This window comes from Metasolibacillus fluoroglycofenilyticus, from assembly GCF_003049645.1.
GTDB lineage: Bacteria > Bacillota > Bacilli > Bacillales_A > Planococcaceae > Metasolibacillus > Metasolibacillus fluoroglycofenilyticus.
On record NZ_PYWK01000001.1, the window covers coordinates 577,015 to 597,487 of the forward strand.

17 protein-coding genes and 1 other annotated feature are annotated in these 20,473 nt (G+C 38.0%); of the genes, 13 read left to right on the plus strand and 4 right to left on the minus strand.

All coding sequences use genetic code 11. From position 1 onward, the window contains the following. Positions 1 to 149 precede the first annotated feature (149 nt). The 8 genes from C9J36_RS02455 (at position 150) to C9J36_RS02490 (ending at position 10,065) form a co-directional block, all read left to right on the plus strand. The gene (locus C9J36_RS02455) at positions 150 to 1,052 is read left to right on the plus strand and encodes a fumarylacetoacetate hydrolase family protein (RefSeq protein WP_107942147.1); all 903 of its coding nucleotides are present in this window, start codon (positions 150 to 152) and stop codon (positions 1,050 to 1,052) included. 237 nt (positions 1,053 to 1,289) lie between these two features. Next, positions 1,290 to 1,658 (plus strand): YisL family protein, encoded by a 369-nt coding sequence (locus tag C9J36_RS02460; protein WP_066165138.1) that lies wholly within the window; start codon positions 1,290 to 1,292, stop codon positions 1,656 to 1,658. Between the two features lie 176 nt (positions 1,659 to 1,834). After that, the gene (locus C9J36_RS02465; RefSeq protein WP_107942148.1) at positions 1,835 to 3,307 is read left to right on the plus strand and encodes an alpha-amylase family glycosyl hydrolase; all 1,473 of its coding nucleotides are present in this window, start codon (positions 1,835 to 1,837) and stop codon (positions 3,305 to 3,307) included. Between the two features lie 700 nt (positions 3,308 to 4,007). Continuing rightward, positions 4,008 to 5,018: an ABC transporter ATP-binding protein gene (locus C9J36_RS02470; protein WP_066165144.1), complete on the plus strand. Its 1,011-nt coding sequence runs from the start codon at positions 4,008 to 4,010 to the stop codon at positions 5,016 to 5,018. Beyond that, positions 5,018 to 5,968: an ATP-binding cassette domain-containing protein gene (locus C9J36_RS02475; RefSeq protein WP_066165147.1), complete on the plus strand. Its 951-nt coding sequence runs from the start codon at positions 5,018 to 5,020 to the stop codon at positions 5,966 to 5,968. The genes C9J36_RS02470 and C9J36_RS02475 overlap by 1 nt, the downstream gene beginning before the upstream one ends. 1 nt (position 5,969) lies before the next feature. Next, positions 5,970 to 6,932, plus strand: coding sequence for an oligopeptide ABC transporter permease (gene opp4B / locus C9J36_RS02480; RefSeq protein ID WP_066165150.1), 963 nt, complete (start codon positions 5,970 to 5,972; stop codon positions 6,930 to 6,932). Between the two features lie 93 nt (positions 6,933 to 7,025). Beyond that, entirely contained in the window at positions 7,026 to 7,871 is an 846-nt protein-coding gene (locus C9J36_RS02485) for an ABC transporter permease (protein WP_082798990.1), read from the plus strand. Positions 7,872 to 8,229: 358 nt separating this feature from the next. Then, entirely contained in the window at positions 8,230 to 10,065 is a 1,836-nt protein-coding gene (locus C9J36_RS02490; RefSeq protein ID WP_107942149.1) for an oligopeptide ABC transporter substrate-binding protein, read from the plus strand. A gap of 102 nt (positions 10,066 to 10,167) precedes the next feature. Here the strand turns inward: C9J36_RS02490 and C9J36_RS02495 are convergent, their stop codons facing one another. Continuing rightward, a complete protein-coding gene (locus tag C9J36_RS02495) occupies positions 10,168 to 10,974 on the minus strand; it encodes a Cof-type HAD-IIB family hydrolase (protein ID WP_107942150.1) in 807 nt (268 codons plus the stop codon). Positions 10,975 to 11,225: 251 nt separating this feature from the next. Between C9J36_RS02495 and C9J36_RS02500 the strand changes: the two genes are divergently transcribed. Together C9J36_RS02500 and C9J36_RS02505 are read left to right on the plus strand one after the other, a co-directional pair. Continuing rightward, positions 11,226 to 11,978, plus strand: a complete 753-nt coding sequence (locus C9J36_RS02500) for a prolyl oligopeptidase family serine peptidase (protein WP_107942151.1) — start codon at positions 11,226 to 11,228, stop codon at positions 11,976 to 11,978. A gap of 49 nt (positions 11,979 to 12,027) precedes the next feature. Then, on the plus strand, positions 12,028 to 12,342 hold the full coding sequence (locus C9J36_RS02505) for a metal-sulfur cluster assembly factor (protein WP_430010620.1): 315 nt from the start codon (positions 12,028 to 12,030) through the stop codon (positions 12,340 to 12,342). Positions 12,343 to 12,868: 526 nt separating this feature from the next. Here the strand turns inward: C9J36_RS02505 and C9J36_RS02510 are convergent. Further along, entirely contained in the window at positions 12,869 to 13,561 is a 693-nt protein-coding gene (locus C9J36_RS02510) for a Crp/Fnr family transcriptional regulator (protein ID WP_107942152.1), read from the minus strand. Positions 13,562 to 13,836: 275 nt separating this feature from the next. Between C9J36_RS02510 and C9J36_RS02515 the strand changes: the two genes are divergently transcribed. Then, entirely contained in the window at positions 13,837 to 15,957 is a 2,121-nt protein-coding gene (locus C9J36_RS02515) for an ATP-dependent Clp protease ATP-binding subunit (protein ID WP_107942153.1), read from the plus strand. Positions 15,958 to 16,015: 58 nt separating this feature from the next. On the opposite strand, the gene C9J36_RS02520 is transcribed toward C9J36_RS02515, so the two are convergent. Then, on the minus strand, positions 16,016 to 16,207 hold the full coding sequence (locus tag C9J36_RS02520; RefSeq protein WP_066165167.1) for a YjzD family protein: 192 nt from the start codon (positions 16,205 to 16,207) through the stop codon (positions 16,016 to 16,018). A 207-nt stretch (positions 16,208 to 16,414) separates the two neighbouring features. On the opposite strand from C9J36_RS02520, the gene C9J36_RS02525 reads away from it, so the two are divergent. Both C9J36_RS02525 and fabF read left to right on the plus strand, forming a co-directional pair. Further along, complete coding sequence (locus tag C9J36_RS02525) at positions 16,415 to 17,353, plus strand: beta-ketoacyl-ACP synthase III (RefSeq protein WP_066165170.1); 939 nt, start codon at positions 16,415 to 16,417, stop codon at positions 17,351 to 17,353. 19 nt (positions 17,354 to 17,372) lie between these two features. Further along, positions 17,373 to 18,611 (plus strand): beta-ketoacyl-ACP synthase II, encoded by a 1,239-nt coding sequence (gene fabF, locus C9J36_RS02530; RefSeq protein WP_066165173.1) that lies wholly within the window; start codon positions 17,373 to 17,375, stop codon positions 18,609 to 18,611. A 450-nt stretch (positions 18,612 to 19,061) separates the two neighbouring features. Here fabF and trpS read toward each other — a convergent pair whose 3' ends face one another. After that, complete coding sequence (gene trpS, locus C9J36_RS02540) at positions 19,062 to 20,051, minus strand: tryptophan--tRNA ligase (RefSeq protein ID WP_066166139.1); 990 nt, start codon at positions 20,049 to 20,051, stop codon at positions 19,062 to 19,064. 59 nt (positions 20,052 to 20,110) lie between these two features. Continuing rightward, positions 20,111 to 20,429, minus strand: a binding site (T-box leader). Between the last annotated feature and the right edge of the window lie 44 nt (positions 20,430 to 20,473).

Consider the following 20,473-nt stretch of genomic DNA (forward strand, 5'->3'; position numbering starts at 1 on the left):
AATGAAACTTCCATCGGTGGATACTCTTTTTCTACTGTTGGCTAGCTTTCATCAATCAGACATTTACAGAATTATTGAAAAGGGACTATGCTTACTTTTTAATAAAAGTCTGTTTATGCGGGATAAAAAGAAGGAGTGCAGATGCGATTATGAAATTATTATCTTTTAAATTAAATGGACAAGTAAAATTTGGACCGAAAGTAAAAAAAGAAGAAGCAGTTTGGGATGTATTAGCAATTCAAGAAGCACTACAAGTTTTTCCTTCTTTTCCGTCAACAATTATTGATGGCATTGCATTAGGTTTTGATTTTGTAGAAAAAATGAGAAAGTTAGTCGATGCCGTACAAAAAAGTGAAAACGCGGAGCAATTTAAACATACATTTAGTGAAATCGAATGGTTAGCCCCAATTCCACGCACGCCGAAAAATATTTTGTGCGTAGGGAAAAATTATGAGGACCATGCAAAGGAAATGGGAGCAGACGCAGTGCCAGAGGATATTATTGTGTTCACAAAATCACCAACAGCCATCGCTGCGGATGAAGCAACACTACCAATTCATGCGGAAAAAACGTCAATGCTAGATTATGAAGGTGAGCTTGCTGTTGTCATTGGAAAGCGCGGAAAAGATATTCCTAAAGGAATGGCCTATGATTATGTGTTTGGCTACACAATAGCTAACGATTTGACAGCTCGTGACTTACAACAAAAGCACAAACAGTTCTTCCTAGGAAAAAGTCTAGAAGGAACTTGCCCGTTAGGCCCTTACCTAGTATCAAAGGATGAGATTCCAGATCCACAAGTGTTGACAATTGTAACGAAAGTAAATGGCGAGCTACGTCAAAATGGCTCTACAAAAGATATGATGTTTAAAGTAGCAGACTTAATTGCAATCTTATCAAAGTACGTTACATTAGAGCCAGGTGATATTATTTTAACAGGCACGCCAGCGGGAGTTGGAAAAGGAATGAACCCACCAGTATTTTTAAAAGCTGGCGATGAGGTGAAAATTTCAATCGAAGGAATTGGCACGTTAGCAAACCGTTTTGCATAAAGTGAAACCTCAATGCTTCACTTTTATTGAAGATAAACATTGCTAAAGCGAATGTTTATCGTGTTTTAAAAGATGCCTTCTCTATTTAGTTGAGTTAATATTTTGTCAAACATCATCGCCACTGTCCAAAATGCCGGCTATGCACGGCTTTTTGGACAGCCTCAACACCATTTCATTGAAACAACCTACCTCACATGATAGGATATGTCTTGAAGAGAAAAAATGAGGTGGGATATGATGGATTTTTTAACTAGCACAACGCATCTCCATATTACAACATGGGTACTTGCACTTGTACTATTTTTCATTGGCGCATTAGCAAGTAAACCAAACAAAGGTGTGCATATGGCATTGCGTGTTATGTACATTTTAATTGTCATTACAGGTGCAGCATTGCTTATGGAATGGCGTGGTGTCATTACAGAAAGCAGCATGTACTATGACATCAAAGCTTTATTCGGTATACTTGTTATTGGATTCATGGAAATGATTTTAGTACGCAAGAAAAAAGACAAGCCAACAACAATGTTCTGGGTACTATTCGCAATCGTGTTATTAGTAACGCTTTATCTAGGATTATCAGTTGGAATTGGTGTGAATTTCTAAAAAAGATAAAGGTGTCTGAAAAGTAGGCTAGCAAGCCACTTTTTAGACACCTTTTGCTTTGTGTTGTTCACGTATTTGACGTATTTCATTTTAATTTACAGTATTGTAATAGTAAAAGTGCCCGGAAGTTTGATAAAATGACGATGGACTATTGTTAAATTAGGAGAGACATTCGAATGAAGATGATGAAATGGGTTTCTGCAATGATGGTGACAATCTTATTAATTTCTCCATTTTCAGCTGTTAGCTATGCGGAGGAAGCACGAACGATTGCAGATGAAAGTATATATGACGTACTAATCGACCGCTATTTTAATAAAACAGCGGAAAACGATATTAATGTAGATAGGCAGAATGCAACACAATTTGCTGGCGGTGATTTTGCTGGCTTAATTGAAAAGCTCTCCACAATAAAAAAAATGGGTTTTACAATTGCTTCCATTGGAACAGTGTTTACAACTGAAACATATGATGGTTGGACACCTACAAGCTATGAAAAAATTGAGCCACATTTTGGCACTGAGCAGGAGCTAAAGGATGTAATTGCTGCCTATAATAAAGAGGAAATTTCCATAATGGTTGATTTCTCCCTATCTAATGTAAGTGCAGAGCATGAATGGGTGAAAGATTCAGCTAAAAAAGACTGGATTAAGTCACAGCAAGATGGCATTGTACATTGGGATTTAGCAAATGTGGAGGTTCAAGCTGCTTTGCAAGAAGCGCTACTGCAATTTGCCCAAAGCTATAATTTTGGTGGTATTCGCTTAACAAATATTGGTGATGCCAATACAACGTTTTTAAATAGCTTGATTGAAGCATTGAAGGCACAAAATAGTGCGATGTATGTTATTTCAAATGAAGTCAGCGATGCTAACTTCGATGCAAAATTTGCTTCAGATGCAACCGATTTATACCGCGAGATGTTTAAAAATGTGGATTTATCAACAACGGATTTCTTAAAATATGTTGAGCCATACTTGGCGGGTGAGCAAATAGCACCACAGTTAATGATAGATTCATTACAAACAGATCGCTTTGTATTCGATGCAACAGAGCAAAAAATGTTCCCGCCAACACGTTTGAAAACAGCGTTGTTACCAATCATGTTCTTACCTGGCGTGTTTGTTATGCAATATGGTACGGAAATTGCTATGAATGGTGAGGCAGGTGAACAAGCACATCAAGTTTATAATTTTAAAACAGATGAGGAGCTTGTCGATTTTATCGGAGACTTACAAAGCATACGGAAGAAATCAACTACTATGCGTCACGGTGATTTTAATTTAGTTGAAAACGATAACGGATTGATTGCTTATACTCGTACGTCTGAAGAAGAACAATGGCTAGTAATATCGAATAACACGAGTAAAACGAAGCACGTAGTTTTAACAGCACAGGAAATTGGTGAAGACAAGGAATTACGCGCTGTTTTAAGTAGTGAAATTGTTAAGCAAAATAAAAATGGGGAATATATTGTTGTATTAGACAGAGAAGTTTCAGATGTGTTTCAAATTATAGATAAGCGAGGCTGGAATATCCCTTATTTAGCAGCGCTAAGTATTGTCTATTTATTATTTATAGTTTTTGTGATTGTGTTCGTAAAACGTGGTCGAAAAAATCGTAAGCTACAGGACAGTAATGCAAAATAAAAAATACCTTATCATTCCTTTTATGGGAATTGATAGGGTTGTTTTTTTATTCATAGAAAAAAATTTAAAAAAACTTTTTCTATGAATAAGTGCGGAAATATTGGTTTGATAGGTGAAATATAACATATTATATAGGAGTATTCTTTATAAATATGAAGAAATAGTAGGGAAAGTGAATTAAAATACGGTAGCTTAGTGGTAAGTAAATTATTATTTTTTCATAACTATTTAATTATGCTACAAGTGTTATATATGATGATAATTTCTAACTCTAATAGTGAATCTAAATTCAGTTTAACGCAGATATTGCCATTTTAGAAAACTAATGTTTGAATATTCTTATATATGAAAAAACTTATAATAATTATTTTTGTATAATTTATTCTTTGTAAAAAAATGTACAAAATTAGCGTATTATGTAGAATATAATGCATTAACTAGCACTTTAAAGTGCTGAAGTAAGAGAAAAATAAAAAAAAGCTTGTCAAAAATATTATTTAATTTTAGAATCATGTTATGTCAGAATAGCTAAACATGGAGATATTGACTTTAAAGAATTACAAAGAGTATAATGTGAAGCGGTATAGTCAGCTTTTTCATTATGCCATCAAGAATTGGGAAACAGTTTTGAATGATTGATTTTTGCTGAATAGTAAATTGTCGTAATATTCTTAACTGGTTGCTTGAAAGGAGAAAGAATTTGAAAACGTCAGAAGAGCTTTTAGTAATTAAAGATTTACATACAGGTTTTCGAATTAAGGATACGTATTTTGACGCAGTTGATGGCGTGTCTTTGACATTAAGAAAAAACGAAATCCTGGCGATTGTTGGCGAATCGGGCTGTGGTAAAAGTACACTAGCCACATCGATTATTGGACTTCACGATCATAATAAAACGCGAGTGCAGGGTGAGATTTTATATAAAAATAAAAATCTTGCAAAATTAAGCGAGGATGAGTTCAACGATGTTCGTGGTATGGATATAGGAATGATTTTCCAAGATCCTCTTTCTGCATTAAATCCATTAATGCGCATTGGAGAGCAAATTGAGGAAAGTTTAATTTATCATACTAAATTAACAAAAGAACAGCGTGTGTCTCGAGTTTTCGAACTATTAACGCAAGTTGGAATTCCAAATCCACAGCGTGTTGCAAGGCAATTCCCTCACCAATTATCTGGTGGTATGCGTCAGCGTGTTATTATTGCGATTGCGATTTCTTGTAAGCCGCAAATTATTATTGCGGATGAGCCGACAACGGCGCTTGATGTAACAATTCAAGCCCAAATTTTAGATTTACTAAAAGACTTACAAGCAGAAACGGGCTCAGGAATTATTTTAATTACACACGATTTAGGTGTTGTAGCTGAAGTAGCTGATCGCGTAGCTGTTATGTATGCGGGTCAAATTATTGAAGAGGCACCAGTAGAAGAATTGTTTAATAATCCGAAACACCCATATACACGTTCATTATTTAACTCAATTCCACAGATGAACTCAGATGGGCAAAAGTTAAATGTTATCGAAGGAATTGTACCTTCTTTATTGAAATTACCACGTCAAGGATGCCGTTTCTCACCGCGTATTTCTTGGATTCCAGAAAGCGCACATGAGAAAGATCCTGTGTTGCATGAAGTAGCACCAAATCATTTTGTAAGATGTACATGCTACAAGGAATTCTACTTTAAAGGCGAAGAAGGAGGACGTGCATAATGAGCTTTATGCAAATTAACGATTTAAAAGTCCATTACCCAATTCGCGGTGGATTTTTTAATACAATAATTGATAATGTATATGCCGTTGATGGTATTTCAATGGAGTTTGAAAAAGGGAAAGCATACGGTCTTGTTGGGGAATCTGGTTGTGGTAAATCTACAACTGGTAAATCAATTATCGGCCTAGAGAAAATTTCAGCAGGCTCTATTATTTATGAGGGTGAGAATGTAACGAATAAGCGTCGTGACCGTACCTCTGCTTATAATCGTGATATTCAAATGATTTTCCAAGATTCTCATTCAAGCTTAAATCCGAGAAAGCGCGTACAAGATATTTTAGCAGAGCCAATTCGCAACTTTTTGAAGCTAACGCCACAGGAAGAAAGTCGTAGAATTAATGAGCTTTTGGCGATTGTTGGTATGCCAGAAGATGCGAAATTAAAATATCCACATGAATTCTCTGGTGGTCAAAAGCAACGCCTTGGTATTGCGCGTGCTATTGCAACAAATCCAAAATTAATTATTGCGGATGAGCCAGTTTCGGCACTGGATTTATCTGTACAAGCACAGGTGTTAAACTTCATGAAGGATATTCAGGATGAATATGGCTTAAGTTATTTATTCATTTCACATGATTTAGGTGTAGTAAAACATATGTGTGACTATATTTCTATTATGTATAAAGGTCGTTTCGTAGAGACGGGCTCGAAAAAGGATATTTACGATAATCCACAGCATATTTATACGAAGCGTCTACTATCTGCGATTCCAGATGTTACACCGAATGGACGTGAAGAACGTAAACTTGAGCGTATAGAAGTGGAACGTAATTATCAATTAGAGCATAAGCAGTATTTTGATGAGAACGGTCGAGTATACGATTTATCACCAATTTCAGACACGCATTTTGTAGCTGCAACTTCTTCAGCACTGAAGGGAGGCAATTAATATGTGGAAAACGGTTGTTAGACGTTTTTTAATTATGATTCCACAATTATTTGTGCTAAGTTTATTAATTTTCATTATGGCGAAAAACATGCCTGGTGACCCATTCACAGGTAAAATTACGCCAGAAACAGATCCCGCGCGTATTGAAGAATTGCGTGAAATAAATGGTTTGAACGATCCATGGTATCAGCAATATGCACGTTGGATGGGCAATGCTTTTAAAGGGGAATTTGGGAACAGTTACACGTACAAGGTGAAAGTATCGACGCTAATCGGTGAACGTGCAATGAACACATTCTGGTTATCGTTATTAACAGCTATTATGCTTTATGCAATCGCAGTGCCATTAGGGGTATTGGCAGGGCGTTTCCAAAATAGCTTGTTTGATAGAGGGGTAGTTTTATATAGTTTTATAAGCTTTGCGATACCGACATTCGTACTAGCATTAATTATGCTATACTTCTTCGGTTATAAATTGCAGTGGTTCCCAGCAGGCGGTTCTGTTGACGTTCGGGAAGCACCAGGTACTCTCGGCTTTTATATGAGTAAAGTTTACCATATGATTTTACCTGCATTTACGCAAGCGGTATTAGGTACAGTAGGGATTATTCAATATTTACGTACAGAAGTAGTAGATGCAAAGAGCATGGACTATGTACGTACAGCGCGTGCAAAAGGGGTACCAGCACGCAAGGTTTACTCAAGACATATTTTCCGTAACTCGCTATTACCAGTAGCTGCGTTTATCGGTTTTACAATTACGGGCTTATTAGGTGGATCTATTTTCATTGAAACAATTTTCGCATATCCAGGTATGGGACAACTATTTATTTCATCTATTTCATCTCGTGACTATAGTGTTATTACAGCACTCGTTATGCTATACGGCTTCTTAGCGTTATTAGGTAGTCTATTATCCGATATTATTATGAGTATTGTTGACCCACGAATTAGGATTGAATAGACAAAATAATAAGTTAAGGAGAGGTGAAAAAAAGTGGTTAAAGAGAAAGACAACAAAAAAGAGCAAGAAGTAATAAGCGCTCCGCCAACTGGTATGCAGGTAGTATGGCGTGAATTTATAAAAGATAGAATTGCAATGATATCTTTAGTTATTATGATTGTAACAATTTCTGGTGTATTCATTGCATCATTATTTTTCGACCCAGCAGAGGTAATGAAAATTTCATTACGTGGTAAATATGCACCTCCAAGCGCTGAGCACTGGCTTGGTGCTGATGTTGGTGGTAGTGATATTTTCGGACAGCTTATTATTGGTGCGAAAAACTCGCTGTTAATTGCGATTGCAATTACGTTGATTACAGGTACAGCTGGTATTTTCATTGGTTTAGCTTGTGGTTATTTCGGTGGATGGATTGATAATATGTTCATGCGTATTATTGACTTCTTTATTACATTACCATCATTAATGATTATTATTGTATTTATTACAATTGTACCGAAATATACTGTATTAACTTTTATTTTAATTATTAGTTTATTCGGCTGGACGAGTATTGCACGTCTCGTGCGTTCAAAATCATTATCAGAAAGCCGTCGTGACTATGTAAATGCTTCAAAAACACTTGGAACAAACGACTTTGTTATTATTTTCAAGGAAGTAATGCCAAATATTAGTTCGATTTTAATTGTTGAAGCAACATTAAACTTTGCAGGGAATATCGGGATTGAAACAGGTTTAACTTATTTAGGCTTCGGTTTACCGCCGTCAACGCCTTCATTAGGGACACTTGTAGCATATGCAAATAACCCGTTAGTTATGTCAACATATTGGTGGGTTTGGCTACCAGCAGCATTATTTATTTTAATTTTAATGCTTTCAATCAACTATGTTGGGCAAGCGTTACGCCGTGCAGCAGATGCTAAGCAACGTTTAGGGTAATTTCTTAGGGAGAAGATTGTGTAGGGATTTAGAAAATATTTTCTAAATTTCCCTCACAATTTATGAAAATATGCTAGACTTTTTGCATATAAAATAGTTAAGATATGAAAGAAGTAACCAGTTATGGATATTTCTTTCGGAAACTATTAAAATATTATATTCAGAAAAAACTGAAAATTGATTTTTTTGAAAAGATTTACTAGAATAAGTGTTAAGCTTCTGTAAACGGCGCTAACGCTTTAGGTACAAAAAAATTGGTACCATCACATTTATCATCACTTGATAAATGTGTTTTGATAAATATGGCTAGTGTTTATAGGTACAATTTCTAGCTGAGGCAAAAAAGGGAGGAAAAAAAATGAAGAAACAACGTTGGGCTCTTCTAGCAATGTTATTTGCACTAATGTTAGTATTAGCTGCATGTGGCGGAGATAAAAATGAAGACGCAGGCAAGGGCACTGATACAGGTAAAACTGACGGTGGCACAACGACTAATGAAGAAGCTAATAATGAGCAAGAAGATGGCTTCGCGTTATCTGTTGAAAACGAAGGAACTGCTATTGACGGCGGTACATTAATGGTAGCTATGCAGAAAGATGAGCCTTTCCAAGGTATTTTCTCATACGCACTATATGAAGATGCATATGATTCAGATTTAATGGCTTTTGCATCTAACACGATTTTCAGCGCAGACGGTGACTTCTTACTGACTGACGAAGGTATTGCAAGCTTTACTTTAGAAGAAGGTGAACCAAACATCGTAACGATTAAAATTCGTGAAGGTGTAAAATGGTCTGATGGTGAGCCATTAAAAATTGAAGACTTAATGTTACCATATAACATTATTGGTCATAAAGATTACACAGGTGTACGTTATAACTCATTCTTCCGTAACATCGTAGGTGCTGAAGCATACCATGATGGTACAGCAGAAACAATTTCTGGTCTTAACAAAATTGATGAAACAACTTTAGAATTACAACTTCTTGAAGTATCTCCAGGTTTATTCTCAGGTGGAGATGGTATCTTAACTTATGCTGAGCCAAGCCATATTCTTGGTGATGTTCCTGTTGCTGACTTAGTTGAACATGATGCAGTTCGTAAAAACCCAGTTACACTTGGTGCTTTCGTAATTGACCGTGTTGTTCCTGGTGAGTCTGTACAATATAAAGCAAACGAAAACTACTGGAAGGGTCGTCCGAAATTAGACGAAGTAATCGTGAAAGTAGTACCATCATCTTCTATCGCGAAAGCATTAGAATCTGGTGAATATGATTTAGCATTATCATTCGGTTCAGCAAAATATGCTGAAATTAAAGATTTAACAAATATTGATGTTTTAGCTCGTCCTGAGCTTTACTACTCTTACCTAGGTTTCAAAGTAGGTAAATGGGATACAGAAACAAAAGCTGTAGCAACTGATTTAGAAAACACTAAAATGGGCGATGTAAACTTACGTCAAGCTATGGCTTATGCATTAAACGTTGAAGAAGTAACAGAAGTATTCTATGAAGGTTTACGTGAGCGTGCAAACGCAATCGTTCCTCCAGTATTCTCATCATTCCATGATGCAAGCTTAGAAGGATACAACTATGATCCAGAAAAAGCAAAACAATTATTAGAAGACGCTGGCTTCAAAGATGTTGACGGCGACGGTATCCGTGAAGATAAAGACGGTAATCCACTTGAAATTAAATTTGCTACAATGTCAGGTGATGACGTAGCTGAGCAAATTTCTGCATTCTGGTTACAAAACTGGAAAGACGTTGGTTTAAATGTTGTGTACACAGATGGTCGTACAATCGAGTTCAACTCATTCTATGACAAAGTAGAAGCTGATGATCCAAACATTGATATCTTTATGGCTGCATGGGGCGTAGGTTCTAACCCATCACCATCTGGTATTTATGCACATACAGCGGCATACAACTTCTCTCGTTACACATCAGATAGCTTACAAACAATTTTAAGCAACATCGACTCTAACAAATCATTTGACGCTTCTTACCGTGCTGAGCAATTCGCAGCATTCGAAAAGGAAATGGCTGAAGTAGCACCAGTGGTACCAATGATGTACCGTTTAGAGCTTACACCAGTTAACAAACGCGTTAAAAACTGGAGCATCGACTATAGCAATTCAACAATCGATGATTTAGAATTAGTAGAATTAGTAGCTGACGCACCAATTAAATAATAATTCGTGTGAAGCTGAAAAAAACCCTCCCTTGCATTTACAAGGGAGGGTTTTTTAATTTCTTTACAGCAAAGTAGTAAATTAAGCTAGGAGGAGAGCTCGTTAAAGCTTTAAACGTTCTGCTAAAAACTTCCCAATGCCATCTTCGTTATTGGATAATGTAATTTCATTTGCGATATTTTTTAGTGGCTCTATGCCGTTGCTCATTGCCACGCCTATTCCAGCATAATCAATCATTTCTAAATCGTTATCCTCATCACCAAATGCGATAATGCGCTCCCGTGGAATTTGCATATTATGGGCGATATGTGAAATACCAACAGCCTTGTTCAAGCCTTTGCGTACAACTTCAATAATGTTGAATGGCGCACCCCAACGGCGATGCTCGATTAATTCGGCATGTACATCTTCCAAATGCTGACGGATTGCTGCTGCATGTGCATCAGTTGCTTGAATGAGTAAACTTGTTGGGTCTTCAAGTAAATGTGTTTTTAAGTTACCTGTTGTGACACGTGGATTGCCCATCCCTAAAATATGCATCATTTGTTCATCCTCATTATGCAAGTAGACATCATCCATTATTTCAGCGATTAAATTTTCATAATTATATTGGTCAACTGAATCGACAACATCATGAACGACACGCATCGCAAGCGGTGAATGCAGTTGCTGCCAAGCGCTATTTGTAGGATGGTGCACTAATGCGCCATTAAAATTAACAATCGGAGTTTGTAAGCCGAGCTCCCGATAATAAATTTCACTTGCACGATAAGGGCGACCCGTTGCAATCATGACGGCATGACCTTCCTGCTGTGCTTTCGTCAAAATATCCTTTGTATAGGAGGAGATTTGTTGTTGGTCCGTTAATAATGTGCCGTCTAAGTCTAAGACGATTAAATGTTGCTTCATACTAGTTTAAGTCCCCTTTCTCAAGCATTCACAGATAGTTTTTAATTTGAACCGAAAGTTAATTGGCTATTTCTAAATTAATTTTCTGTAAAGCTAATTGGTAAAGCAAACAATCAGAAGGGTGAAGAAATCCTCACTCATTGAAGTTTCACTCTATTTTACTGTCTTTTACTATTATACGTCAAAGTTTTGTCATATCATTCAATTTTTGTTACTCTTAGTATAGAGATATTTCGTAGGAGTGAGAATTAGTGATTGTACAGCGTGAAGTATGGGAGCACATACCGTTATTACATGTGCATACGTCGGAAATGACTGTTGAAAATCCGACAGTTATTTTTATTCATGGTTTCGGCAGTGGGAAGGAGCATAACTTACATTTCGCCTATCAGTTAGTAGAAAAAGGTGTACGTGTAATTTTGCCAGATGCACATTTACATGGTGAGCGTGCCGAGCCTAATACAACGAAAGAGCAGCTAGAGCCAATATTTTGGGAAATTGTTATGCGAACGGTAGGGGAAGTAGAAATCCTCTATAAAAAGCTCCAAGATAAGGGCTTGTTAACGACGAAGGCAATAGGTATTGCAGGGACCTCAATGGGAGGAATTACGACTGTAGGATGCTTAAGCAAATATGACTGGATACAAACAGCGGGGATTTGCATGGGAGCAACGAGCTATCCAAAATTTGCGCAGCATCAGCTTGCTCAGTTTGAAAAGGCAGGTATTGAAATACCTTTTTCCGAGCAGCAGCTCGCAGAGACAATGGCAATACTAGATGCCTATGATTTAGAAAACAAGGCGAATATTTTACAGCAAGTGCCAACGTTTTTTTGGCATGGCAAAGAGGATAAGGTTGTCCCATTTGAGATGAGTTATCCATTTTTTGAAAAGCACGGGGAAAATTCGCGTTCTGCATACATGATTGATGAAAAAGCGGGGCATGTTGTATCAAGAGCAGGTATGCTTGCTGTAACAGACTGGCTAGCACAGCATTTGGCATAAGCATGGAGTTCTGCTATCATTAAATATAACATAGAAAGGAGTGTTAAAAATGGCAATTGACCAAGATATGAAAGATAGTATGTATGGCGCTTTAGAAAACGTAATTGACCCCGAGTTAGGAATTGATATTGTTAACTTAGGCTTAGTATATGATGTAGATTTAGATGAAGAAGGTTTAGCAACAGTAACGATGACATTAACTTCAATGGGTTGCCCACTTGGCCCTGTTATTGTAGACCAAGTAAAAACAGCTTTAGGTGAGCTACCTGAAGTAAAGGATACAGAAGTAAATATTGTATGGACACCAGCGTGGTCAAAAGATATGATGTCACGCTATGCGAAGATGGCATTAGGCGTTCGCTAAAGGAAAAAAGAGTACTCTAAAAGCCGTACGTAGCCGACTTTTGGAGCGCTAGCGATAGTGTTTTGTCAAGGAATTTACTTGAAAAAATGGCGAGTTATTCTTTGGAAATAGGAAAACACATGTTTTAGGGGATTTTCCTCTGGATGAAAGTGGAAATTGAATTTTTGTTACACAAGCAAGTCGGGGCTGTCTGAAAAGACAGCCCCGTTTTTTAAAGGTTATTTTAGGAAAAAGTCAGTGTTTTCTCATTTTCAAAGAGGGTCCTCTCAATTTTAATGAGCAAACATTTACCAAAACACCACCCCGCCAGGAGTTGTCCGAAAAGTCCATTTTGTTTTGACACTGCATTGAAATCAATGTTTTCATCGCTTCCCTTTTACTGAAGGAGTACACTGCTAAAGCCAATGTTCATCCCATTTTTAATAGAGGCGTTCTCTGTTGATACGAATCAACATTTTGCGAAACATCATCGCTCATGTCCAAAATGCCGGCTATGCACGGCTTTTTGGACAGCTCCCCCCACGCTTTAATCGATTCGGCAAATTGTTAAGGGACAATTTTCGCAATTAATTTCATTTTTTAAAAAAGGCAAGTCGTGTACTGTAATATGACCTTTATGGAAGGAAATAATCTGATGTTTTTTCAAATCATTAAGCATGCGGTTAATCAGTTCTCGGCTTGTGGCGCAAAGATTAGCTAGTTCTGTATTTGTTAAAGCAAAATTAATAAAAATTGAACCATCCTCTTGTTTTTGACCATACGTATTTGTTAATCGAATTAATGTGGAATAGAGTGCCCCTTTTTTTCCGTGAAGCATTAAATCACGTAAGCGACTTTGGTGTTTCATTATTTCAATTTGTGCCCACTGCAAATATTCCATCATTAATTTAGGACGCTCTGTTAATAATAATTCAAATGTGTGGTGTGAAAGTGATAATAGCGTAGCCGTTTCTAGCGCTCTAGCATTTGCCATATGGTAATTCAATTGGCAAAACGGGGAGCTCTCACCAATTAATACATCATTACCACAAATACGCAATGTTATTTCTTTGCCCTGTTCTGTTTCTTTGCTAAGTTGGATAACGCCCTTTTTAATCAAAAAAATGTTTTCGGCTTTTTCTCCTTCTTGGAAGAGTTGGTGACCTTTATCTATTTTTATTAACGAACCATGTTCTATAAAAAGTTGGAAAATTCCTGTAGGTATTGTTTGAAAAGACATGTAAATACATTCCTTTCTTACGTAATCTAAAAGCTAAGATAAACGTTTTTCAAAATTGATTAAGGTTATAATAACATAATATGTATAAGGAAAATACAGCTTCTTCATTAATTTACTCGAAATTAATAGTTCTTGGAGCATTTTTTTGCAAACTAAATTTCAATATTTTATAATTCAATTAGTCAGTAAAGGTCAAATTGTTTTGATTTCCAAAAAACAATGACAAAAGTGGATACTTGAGTTTGCCTAAAAAAATTGGTTTGGAGGGATATTTTATGCAATTTAAACAAACTGAAGATAATCGTCCCCCTTTAGAGCAATTTGGACGTAACTTAATTGAAGAAGTGAAAAAGGGGAAAATGGACCCTGTTATCGGGCGAGATGAGGAAATTCGCAATGTAATACGTATTTTAACGCGCAAAACAAAAAACAATCCGGTGTTAATCGGTGAGCCTGGTGTAGGAAAAACGGCCATTGTCGAAGGATTGGCGCAGCGCATTGTGCGTCAGGATGTTCCTGAAGGATTAAAGGAGGCTCAGCTTTACGAGCTTGATATGAGTGCATTAATTGCAGGGGCAAGCTATCGTGGTCAATTTGAGGAACGCTTAAAGGCTGTGCTAAAGCAAGTAAAAGATTCAGAAGGACGCATCATTTTATTTATTGATGAAATTCATACAATTGTCGGAGCAGGCAAGACGGACGGCGCAATGGATGCGGGCAATATGTTGAAACCGATGCTAGCACGCGGTGAGCTACATTGTATCGGCGCAACGACATTAGATGAATATCGCATGTATATTGAGAAAGACCCTGCATTAGAGCGTCGCTTTCAGCAGGTTTTAGTGCGTGAGCCATCCATTCAAGATACGGTATCAATTTTACGTGGCTTGAAGGAGAGCTTTGAGCTACATCATGCTGTGCGCATTCATGACCGTGCCATTATAGCGGCAGCGGAATTATCAAATCGTTATATTACTGAGCGCTTTTTACCAGATAAAGCAATCGATTTGATTGATGAGGCGTGTGCGATGATTCGGACAGAAATTGATTCAATGCCACAGGAGCTAGATACAATTAAACGTCGCTTAATGCAGCTTGAAATTGAAGAGCAAGCATTACAAAAGGAAAAGGACGAGGCGAGTAAAAAGCGTCTTGAAGCATTGCGCAACGATATTAAGGCGTTAAAAGAATCGTCAAATGAGATGATGAAGCAATGGGAGGCTGAAAAGGCCGATTTGCAATTAATTCAGCAAAAGCGTGAGCAGCTCGGGAAATACCGTCGTGCATTAGAAGAAGCAGAAAGCAAGTATGACCTAAATCAAGCGGCTGAACTTCGCCATGGTAAAATACCAACATTGGAAAAGGAGCTAGCTACGCTTGAAGTATCTTTAAACGGTGAAGAGGCACGCTTATTACGTGAGGAAGTGACAGCGGATGAAATTGCCTCCATTGTTGCACGTTGGACAGGCATTCCTGTAACGAAGCTTGTAGAAGGAGAACGCGAAAAGCTACTGCGTTTAAAGGACGTTTTACATGAGCGTGTCGTAGGGCAAGATAATGCGGTAACACTTGTATCAGAGGCAGTATGGCGTGCGCGTGCGGGCATTAAAGACCCAACAAAGCCAATTGGCTCATTTTTATTTTTAGGTCCGACAGGTGTAGGGAAAACAGAGTTAGCAAAAGCTTTAGCTGCGCAATTATTTGACTCAGAGGACCATTTTATTCGCATTGATATGAGTGAGTATATGGAAAAGCATAGCGTTTCACGGCTGGTTGGGGCACCTCCAGGCTATATTGGCTATGAGGAAGGGGGACAGCTAACAGAGGCGGTTCGTCGCAATCCATATGCAGTTGTATTGTTGGATGAAATTGAAAAGGCACATCCAGACGTAGCAAATATTTTATTACAGGCTCTAGATGATGGGCGTATTACAGATAGCCAAGGACGCAATGTCAACTTTAGTAATACGGTCATTATTATGACATCGAATATTGGTTCAAGTTATTTGCTTGAGGCGAATGAGCAGACAGAGCAGCTTGTCACGGCAGCACTTCGTCAGCATTTTAAGCCAGAGCTACTGAATCGTGTTGACGATATTATTACTTTCCACGCATTAACAGATGAACATTTTTATGCAATCACTTGGAAATACGTTCGCCAGTTACAGGAACGAATTGCGGAGCAGGAAATTACAGTGAATGTGGATGAGGCGGTCGTTCATTGGGCTGTCAAAGAGGGAGTTGATGCACAATTCGGTGCTCGTCCATTAAAACGCTTTGTACAGCGCCATATTGAAACAGCGGTGGCAAAGGCATTATTGCAAGGAGATGTATTGCCAGGAGACACATTAGAGGTAACACTTGAAAATAATGCAGTGCATATTGAAAAAAGTTAACTTAATCAAAAAATTGCCTGAAAAGTAGTGCATTAGCACACTTTTCAGGCAATTTCTTTTAATGACTATCAGCGTCTGCTATTGGGTCGTTTGGAATAATTGCAGAAATGATAAATACTAAAATACTTACTGCTACAGAAAGAATAGCTGCTAAACCGAAGTTAGGGTCTACACCTAAAATCGAGCTCACTACATAAGTTAACATTGATACTAGTAGGAATGACCAAATAAATGTCATGATGTATTGCATTTGATTCACCTCTATTTAGACTTTGTATATCGTTTTCATTAAATCACATCTTTAATATAATACCACACGTTAGGTAAAAATAAAATTACTGTTTTTAAACAATTGTGAAGGTTGTTTGAAAAAGAATTTCTTGCGATTCAAAAAATTGTTGGCTATAATTAGTACCAAGTATTAATAATTAGTGTTAACCAAGAAAGGGGCCGCTATATGAATGCAGGTATTATCGGCGTTGGAAAATACGTACCGGAAAAAGTAGTAACGAATGAGGATTTAGAGAAAATTTTAGATACAAGTGATGAGTGGATTCGTACGCGTACAGGTATTGAAGCACGTAGAATTGCGGCTGACAATGAAGAAACATCAGATATGGCATATAAGGCAGCTGTTGCGGCGATAACAAATGCAGGTATTCAGGCTGAGGAAATTGGTTTAATTTTGGTAGCAACAGTGACGCCGGATCAAGCATTTCCAACTGTAGCATGTCAAATACAGGAGGCACTTGGCGCTAAAAATGCAGCAGCTATGGATATATCTGCGGCTTGCGCAGGCTTTATGTATGGTTTAATTACGGCAAAGCAATTTGTTGAAAGTGGTAGCTATGACAATGTGCTCGTTGTCGGTGTTGAAAAGCTTTCAAAAATTATTGATTGGCAAGATCGCAATACGGCTGTATTATTTGGTGATGGCGCAAGTGCGGCTATTGTATCAAAAGTATCTGAAGGACGCGGAATTTTATCGTTTGAGCTAGGAGCAGACGGCACAGGTGGTAAGTACTTATGTCTAGATCAAAACAAGGCGATTGCGATGAATGGGCGCGAAGTATTCAAATTTGCTGTACGTCAAATGGGTGAATCAGCAATGAATGTTGTGGAAAAAGCAGGTTATCGTAAAGAGGACGTAGACTATTTAATTCCGCATCAGGCGAACATTCGCATTATGGAGGCTGCTCGTGAGCGTTTAGGCTTACCAGAAGAAAAGATGTCAAAAACAATTCATAAATATGGTAATACATCAGCAGCATCTATCGGCATTTCATTAGTCGATGATTTAGAAGAAGGCAAAATTAAGAACGATGATTTAATCGTATTAGTTGGATTTGGTGGCGGTCTAACATGGGGCGCTGTCACACTACGTTGGGGAAGATAATACTAGAGGGGGAAGAGACATGACAAAACGTAGAGTAGTAGTAACAGGAATTGGAGCAGTAACACCGCTTGGAGCGACTGCCGAAGCAACATGGGATGCCATTAAAGCAGGTAAGTCGGGTATTGGTCCATTAACACGTGTAGATGCAGAGAAATTTACAGCGAAAGTAGCAGCAGAAGTGAAAGAATTTGATATTGAACAATTTGTAGAGCGTAAAGAAGCTCGTAAAATGGATCGCTTTACACAATATGCAGTTGCAGCATCTATGATGGCGACAAAGGATGCAAACCTAAATATTACTGAGGATATGGCACCGCGTGTAGGTGTTTGGATTGGCTCTGGTATTGGTGGTATGGAAACATACGAGCAACAATTTTTAACGTTCCAAGAGCGTGGAGCACGCCGCGTAAGCCCATTCTTTATTCCGATGCTTATTCCAGATATGGCTTCAGGTCAAGTATCGATTTATTTAGGGGCTAAAGGTCCAAACTCATGCTCTGTAACAGCTTGTGCCTCTGGTACGAACTCTATCGGTGACGCATTCAAAGTAATTGAGCGTGGGGATGCAGATGTAATGATTTCTGGAGGAGCAGAGGCGCCGATTGTTAATTTAGCAATTGCTGGTTTCACAGCAAATACAGCATTGACGACAAATGCTGACCCAAAGACGGCAAGCCGCCCATTTGATAAGGAGCGTGATGGCTTCGTTATCGGTGAAGGTGCAGGTATCGTGATTTTAGAAGAGTTAGAGCACGCTTTAGCGCGTGGTGCAAAGATTTATGGTGAAGTAGTCGGTTATGGCACAACAGGTGATGCACATCATATTACAGCGCCAGCGCCAGAGGGTGAAGGGGCTGCGCGTGCAATGCAGCAAGCAATAAATGACGCAGGTGTTGAGCCGAATGTAGTTGGTTATATTAATGCACACGGTACAAGTACACCATACAATGATTTGTTTGAAACACAGGCAGTAAAAACGGTATTCGGCGAGCATGCCTATAAACTAGCAATGAGCTCAACGAAATCGATGACAGGTCATTTATTAGGTGCTGCTGGTGGAGTGGAAGCCATTTTTACGGTGCTAGCATTACATGAAGGAATTTTACCACCGACAATTAATTTACACACACCAGACCCAGCGTGTGACTTAGATTATGTACCGAACGAAGCGAGGGAAGCTTCTGTTGAGTACGCATTAAGTAATTCACTTGGCTTCGGTGGCCATAATGCATGTTTATTATTCAAAAAGTATAATTAATAGTGGCGTTCAAATAGCAGTGCATTGCCTGTTATTTGAACGCTTTTAATGTTGTTTTTCAAAGAGTTCATACGTTAAAATAAAGAGGGTTTTTTTGGGGAATGAGAGAAACACTAGATTTAGCAGTGTTTAGCCTAGATGTAAGCAAAGGGCGCAAATTAAACTTTCAATGCACTTAAAAACAGGGACAGTCTTTTTTGGACAGCCCTGTTTTTCTTTTCAAATAGACGCATTTTTAGCATTTTACTTGAATATTTCTGTAAGGAAAGGATGGTGTTATCGTACGCTTTGTTTTGTTTTTGTTTTGCTACGGTATTAGTGTCGTATCCATTAGCAATTGCATTTTGTATTTAAACTATCGAACGCTCGGCTACTCATGGTCGGCAGTATGGAACTTTTTACTTGGTACATACGAGCTTTATATAGCTATCGCTTCACTTTGCGTGCTATTTATCGTCGTTTTCGACCTAAACCCATGGCGTTCTCCATTTTCTTAAGTGTTTTAGAGGCGATGGCATTCGCTTTTTCTGCTCCAGCATCTAAAATATCGTCTAATTCAGGAGAATCAATCAATGCGTAGTAACGTTCTTGAATTGGTGTTAAATGCTCAATTACAGCAACAGCTACACCTGCTTTAAAATCACCGTAGCCTTTGCCTTCATATTTTTTCTCTAGATCAGCAATTGAAATGCCAGATAAAGCAGATTCAATTGTTAGTAAATTGGACACACCTGGTTTATTTTCGACATCGAATTTCACAATACCATCAGAGTCTGTTACGGCGGATTTGATTTTCTTTTCAATTTCCTTTGGCGTATCCAACACGCGAATTGTCGCTTTCGTATTCGGGTCGGACTTGCTCATTTTTTTCGTTGGCTCCTGCAACGATTTAATGCGCGCGCCTTCTTTCGGCAATTGAATATCAGGAATCGTTAAAATCTCGTTGTAACGCTTATTAAAGCGTTCTGCTAAGTCACGTGTTAATTCGATATGCTGCTTTTGGTCTTCACCAACCGGCACAATATTTGTATTATAAAGCAAAATATCTGCTGCCATTAATGGCGGATACGTTAATAATGCAGCAGATACTGACTCTTTTCCACTCGATTTATCTTTGAATTGTGTCATGCGCTCTAGCTCCCCGATAGATGCCACACATTGAAGCATCCATGCTGCCTGTGCATGTGCAGGAACTTCAGATTGAATAAATAAAATGGATTTTTCTGGGTCGATACCAACAGCAATATACATCGCTGCAAGACTTCGAATACTTTTGCGTAGCTCTAATCGCTCCTGCGGCACTGTAATGGCATGCTGGTCAACGATGCAGTAAATTGCCTGGCCTTGGTTTTGTAAAGCAGGGAATTGTCTAATTGCCCCGATATAATTACCAAGCGTAATAGTACCTGTAGGCTGAACACCTGAAAAAATTGTTGTCATTAAAATTCCTCCTAATTATTAAATAAATACAAAAAACATCATGCATCCCTATTAAAAATAGTAGGGACGAATGATGTTCGGAATCCGCGGTACCACCCAGCTTGCCCATAAATCTGAGCCACTTAACCTTCGTAACGTGAAGTATGCCGAGCTTTACTACTATGCCTCTAAATTTTTTCATGCTTGCTTGAAAAAATTATGGGGCTATCTCTACATTCAGCTACAAGTGAGTCATTGTCAGAAATGGCTGAACGATAAATTATTGTTCATAAAGCTAACTCAGAAGCCCATTCCGTTTGTATGATGGTCTGTTTGCACCAACCACAGACTCTCTAAACATCAAAGCTCAAACGTACTCTTCTTCTTCATTGTTTTTAGTTATATCTATTATGACTGAAATTATAGTATAGATGTATAAAAAA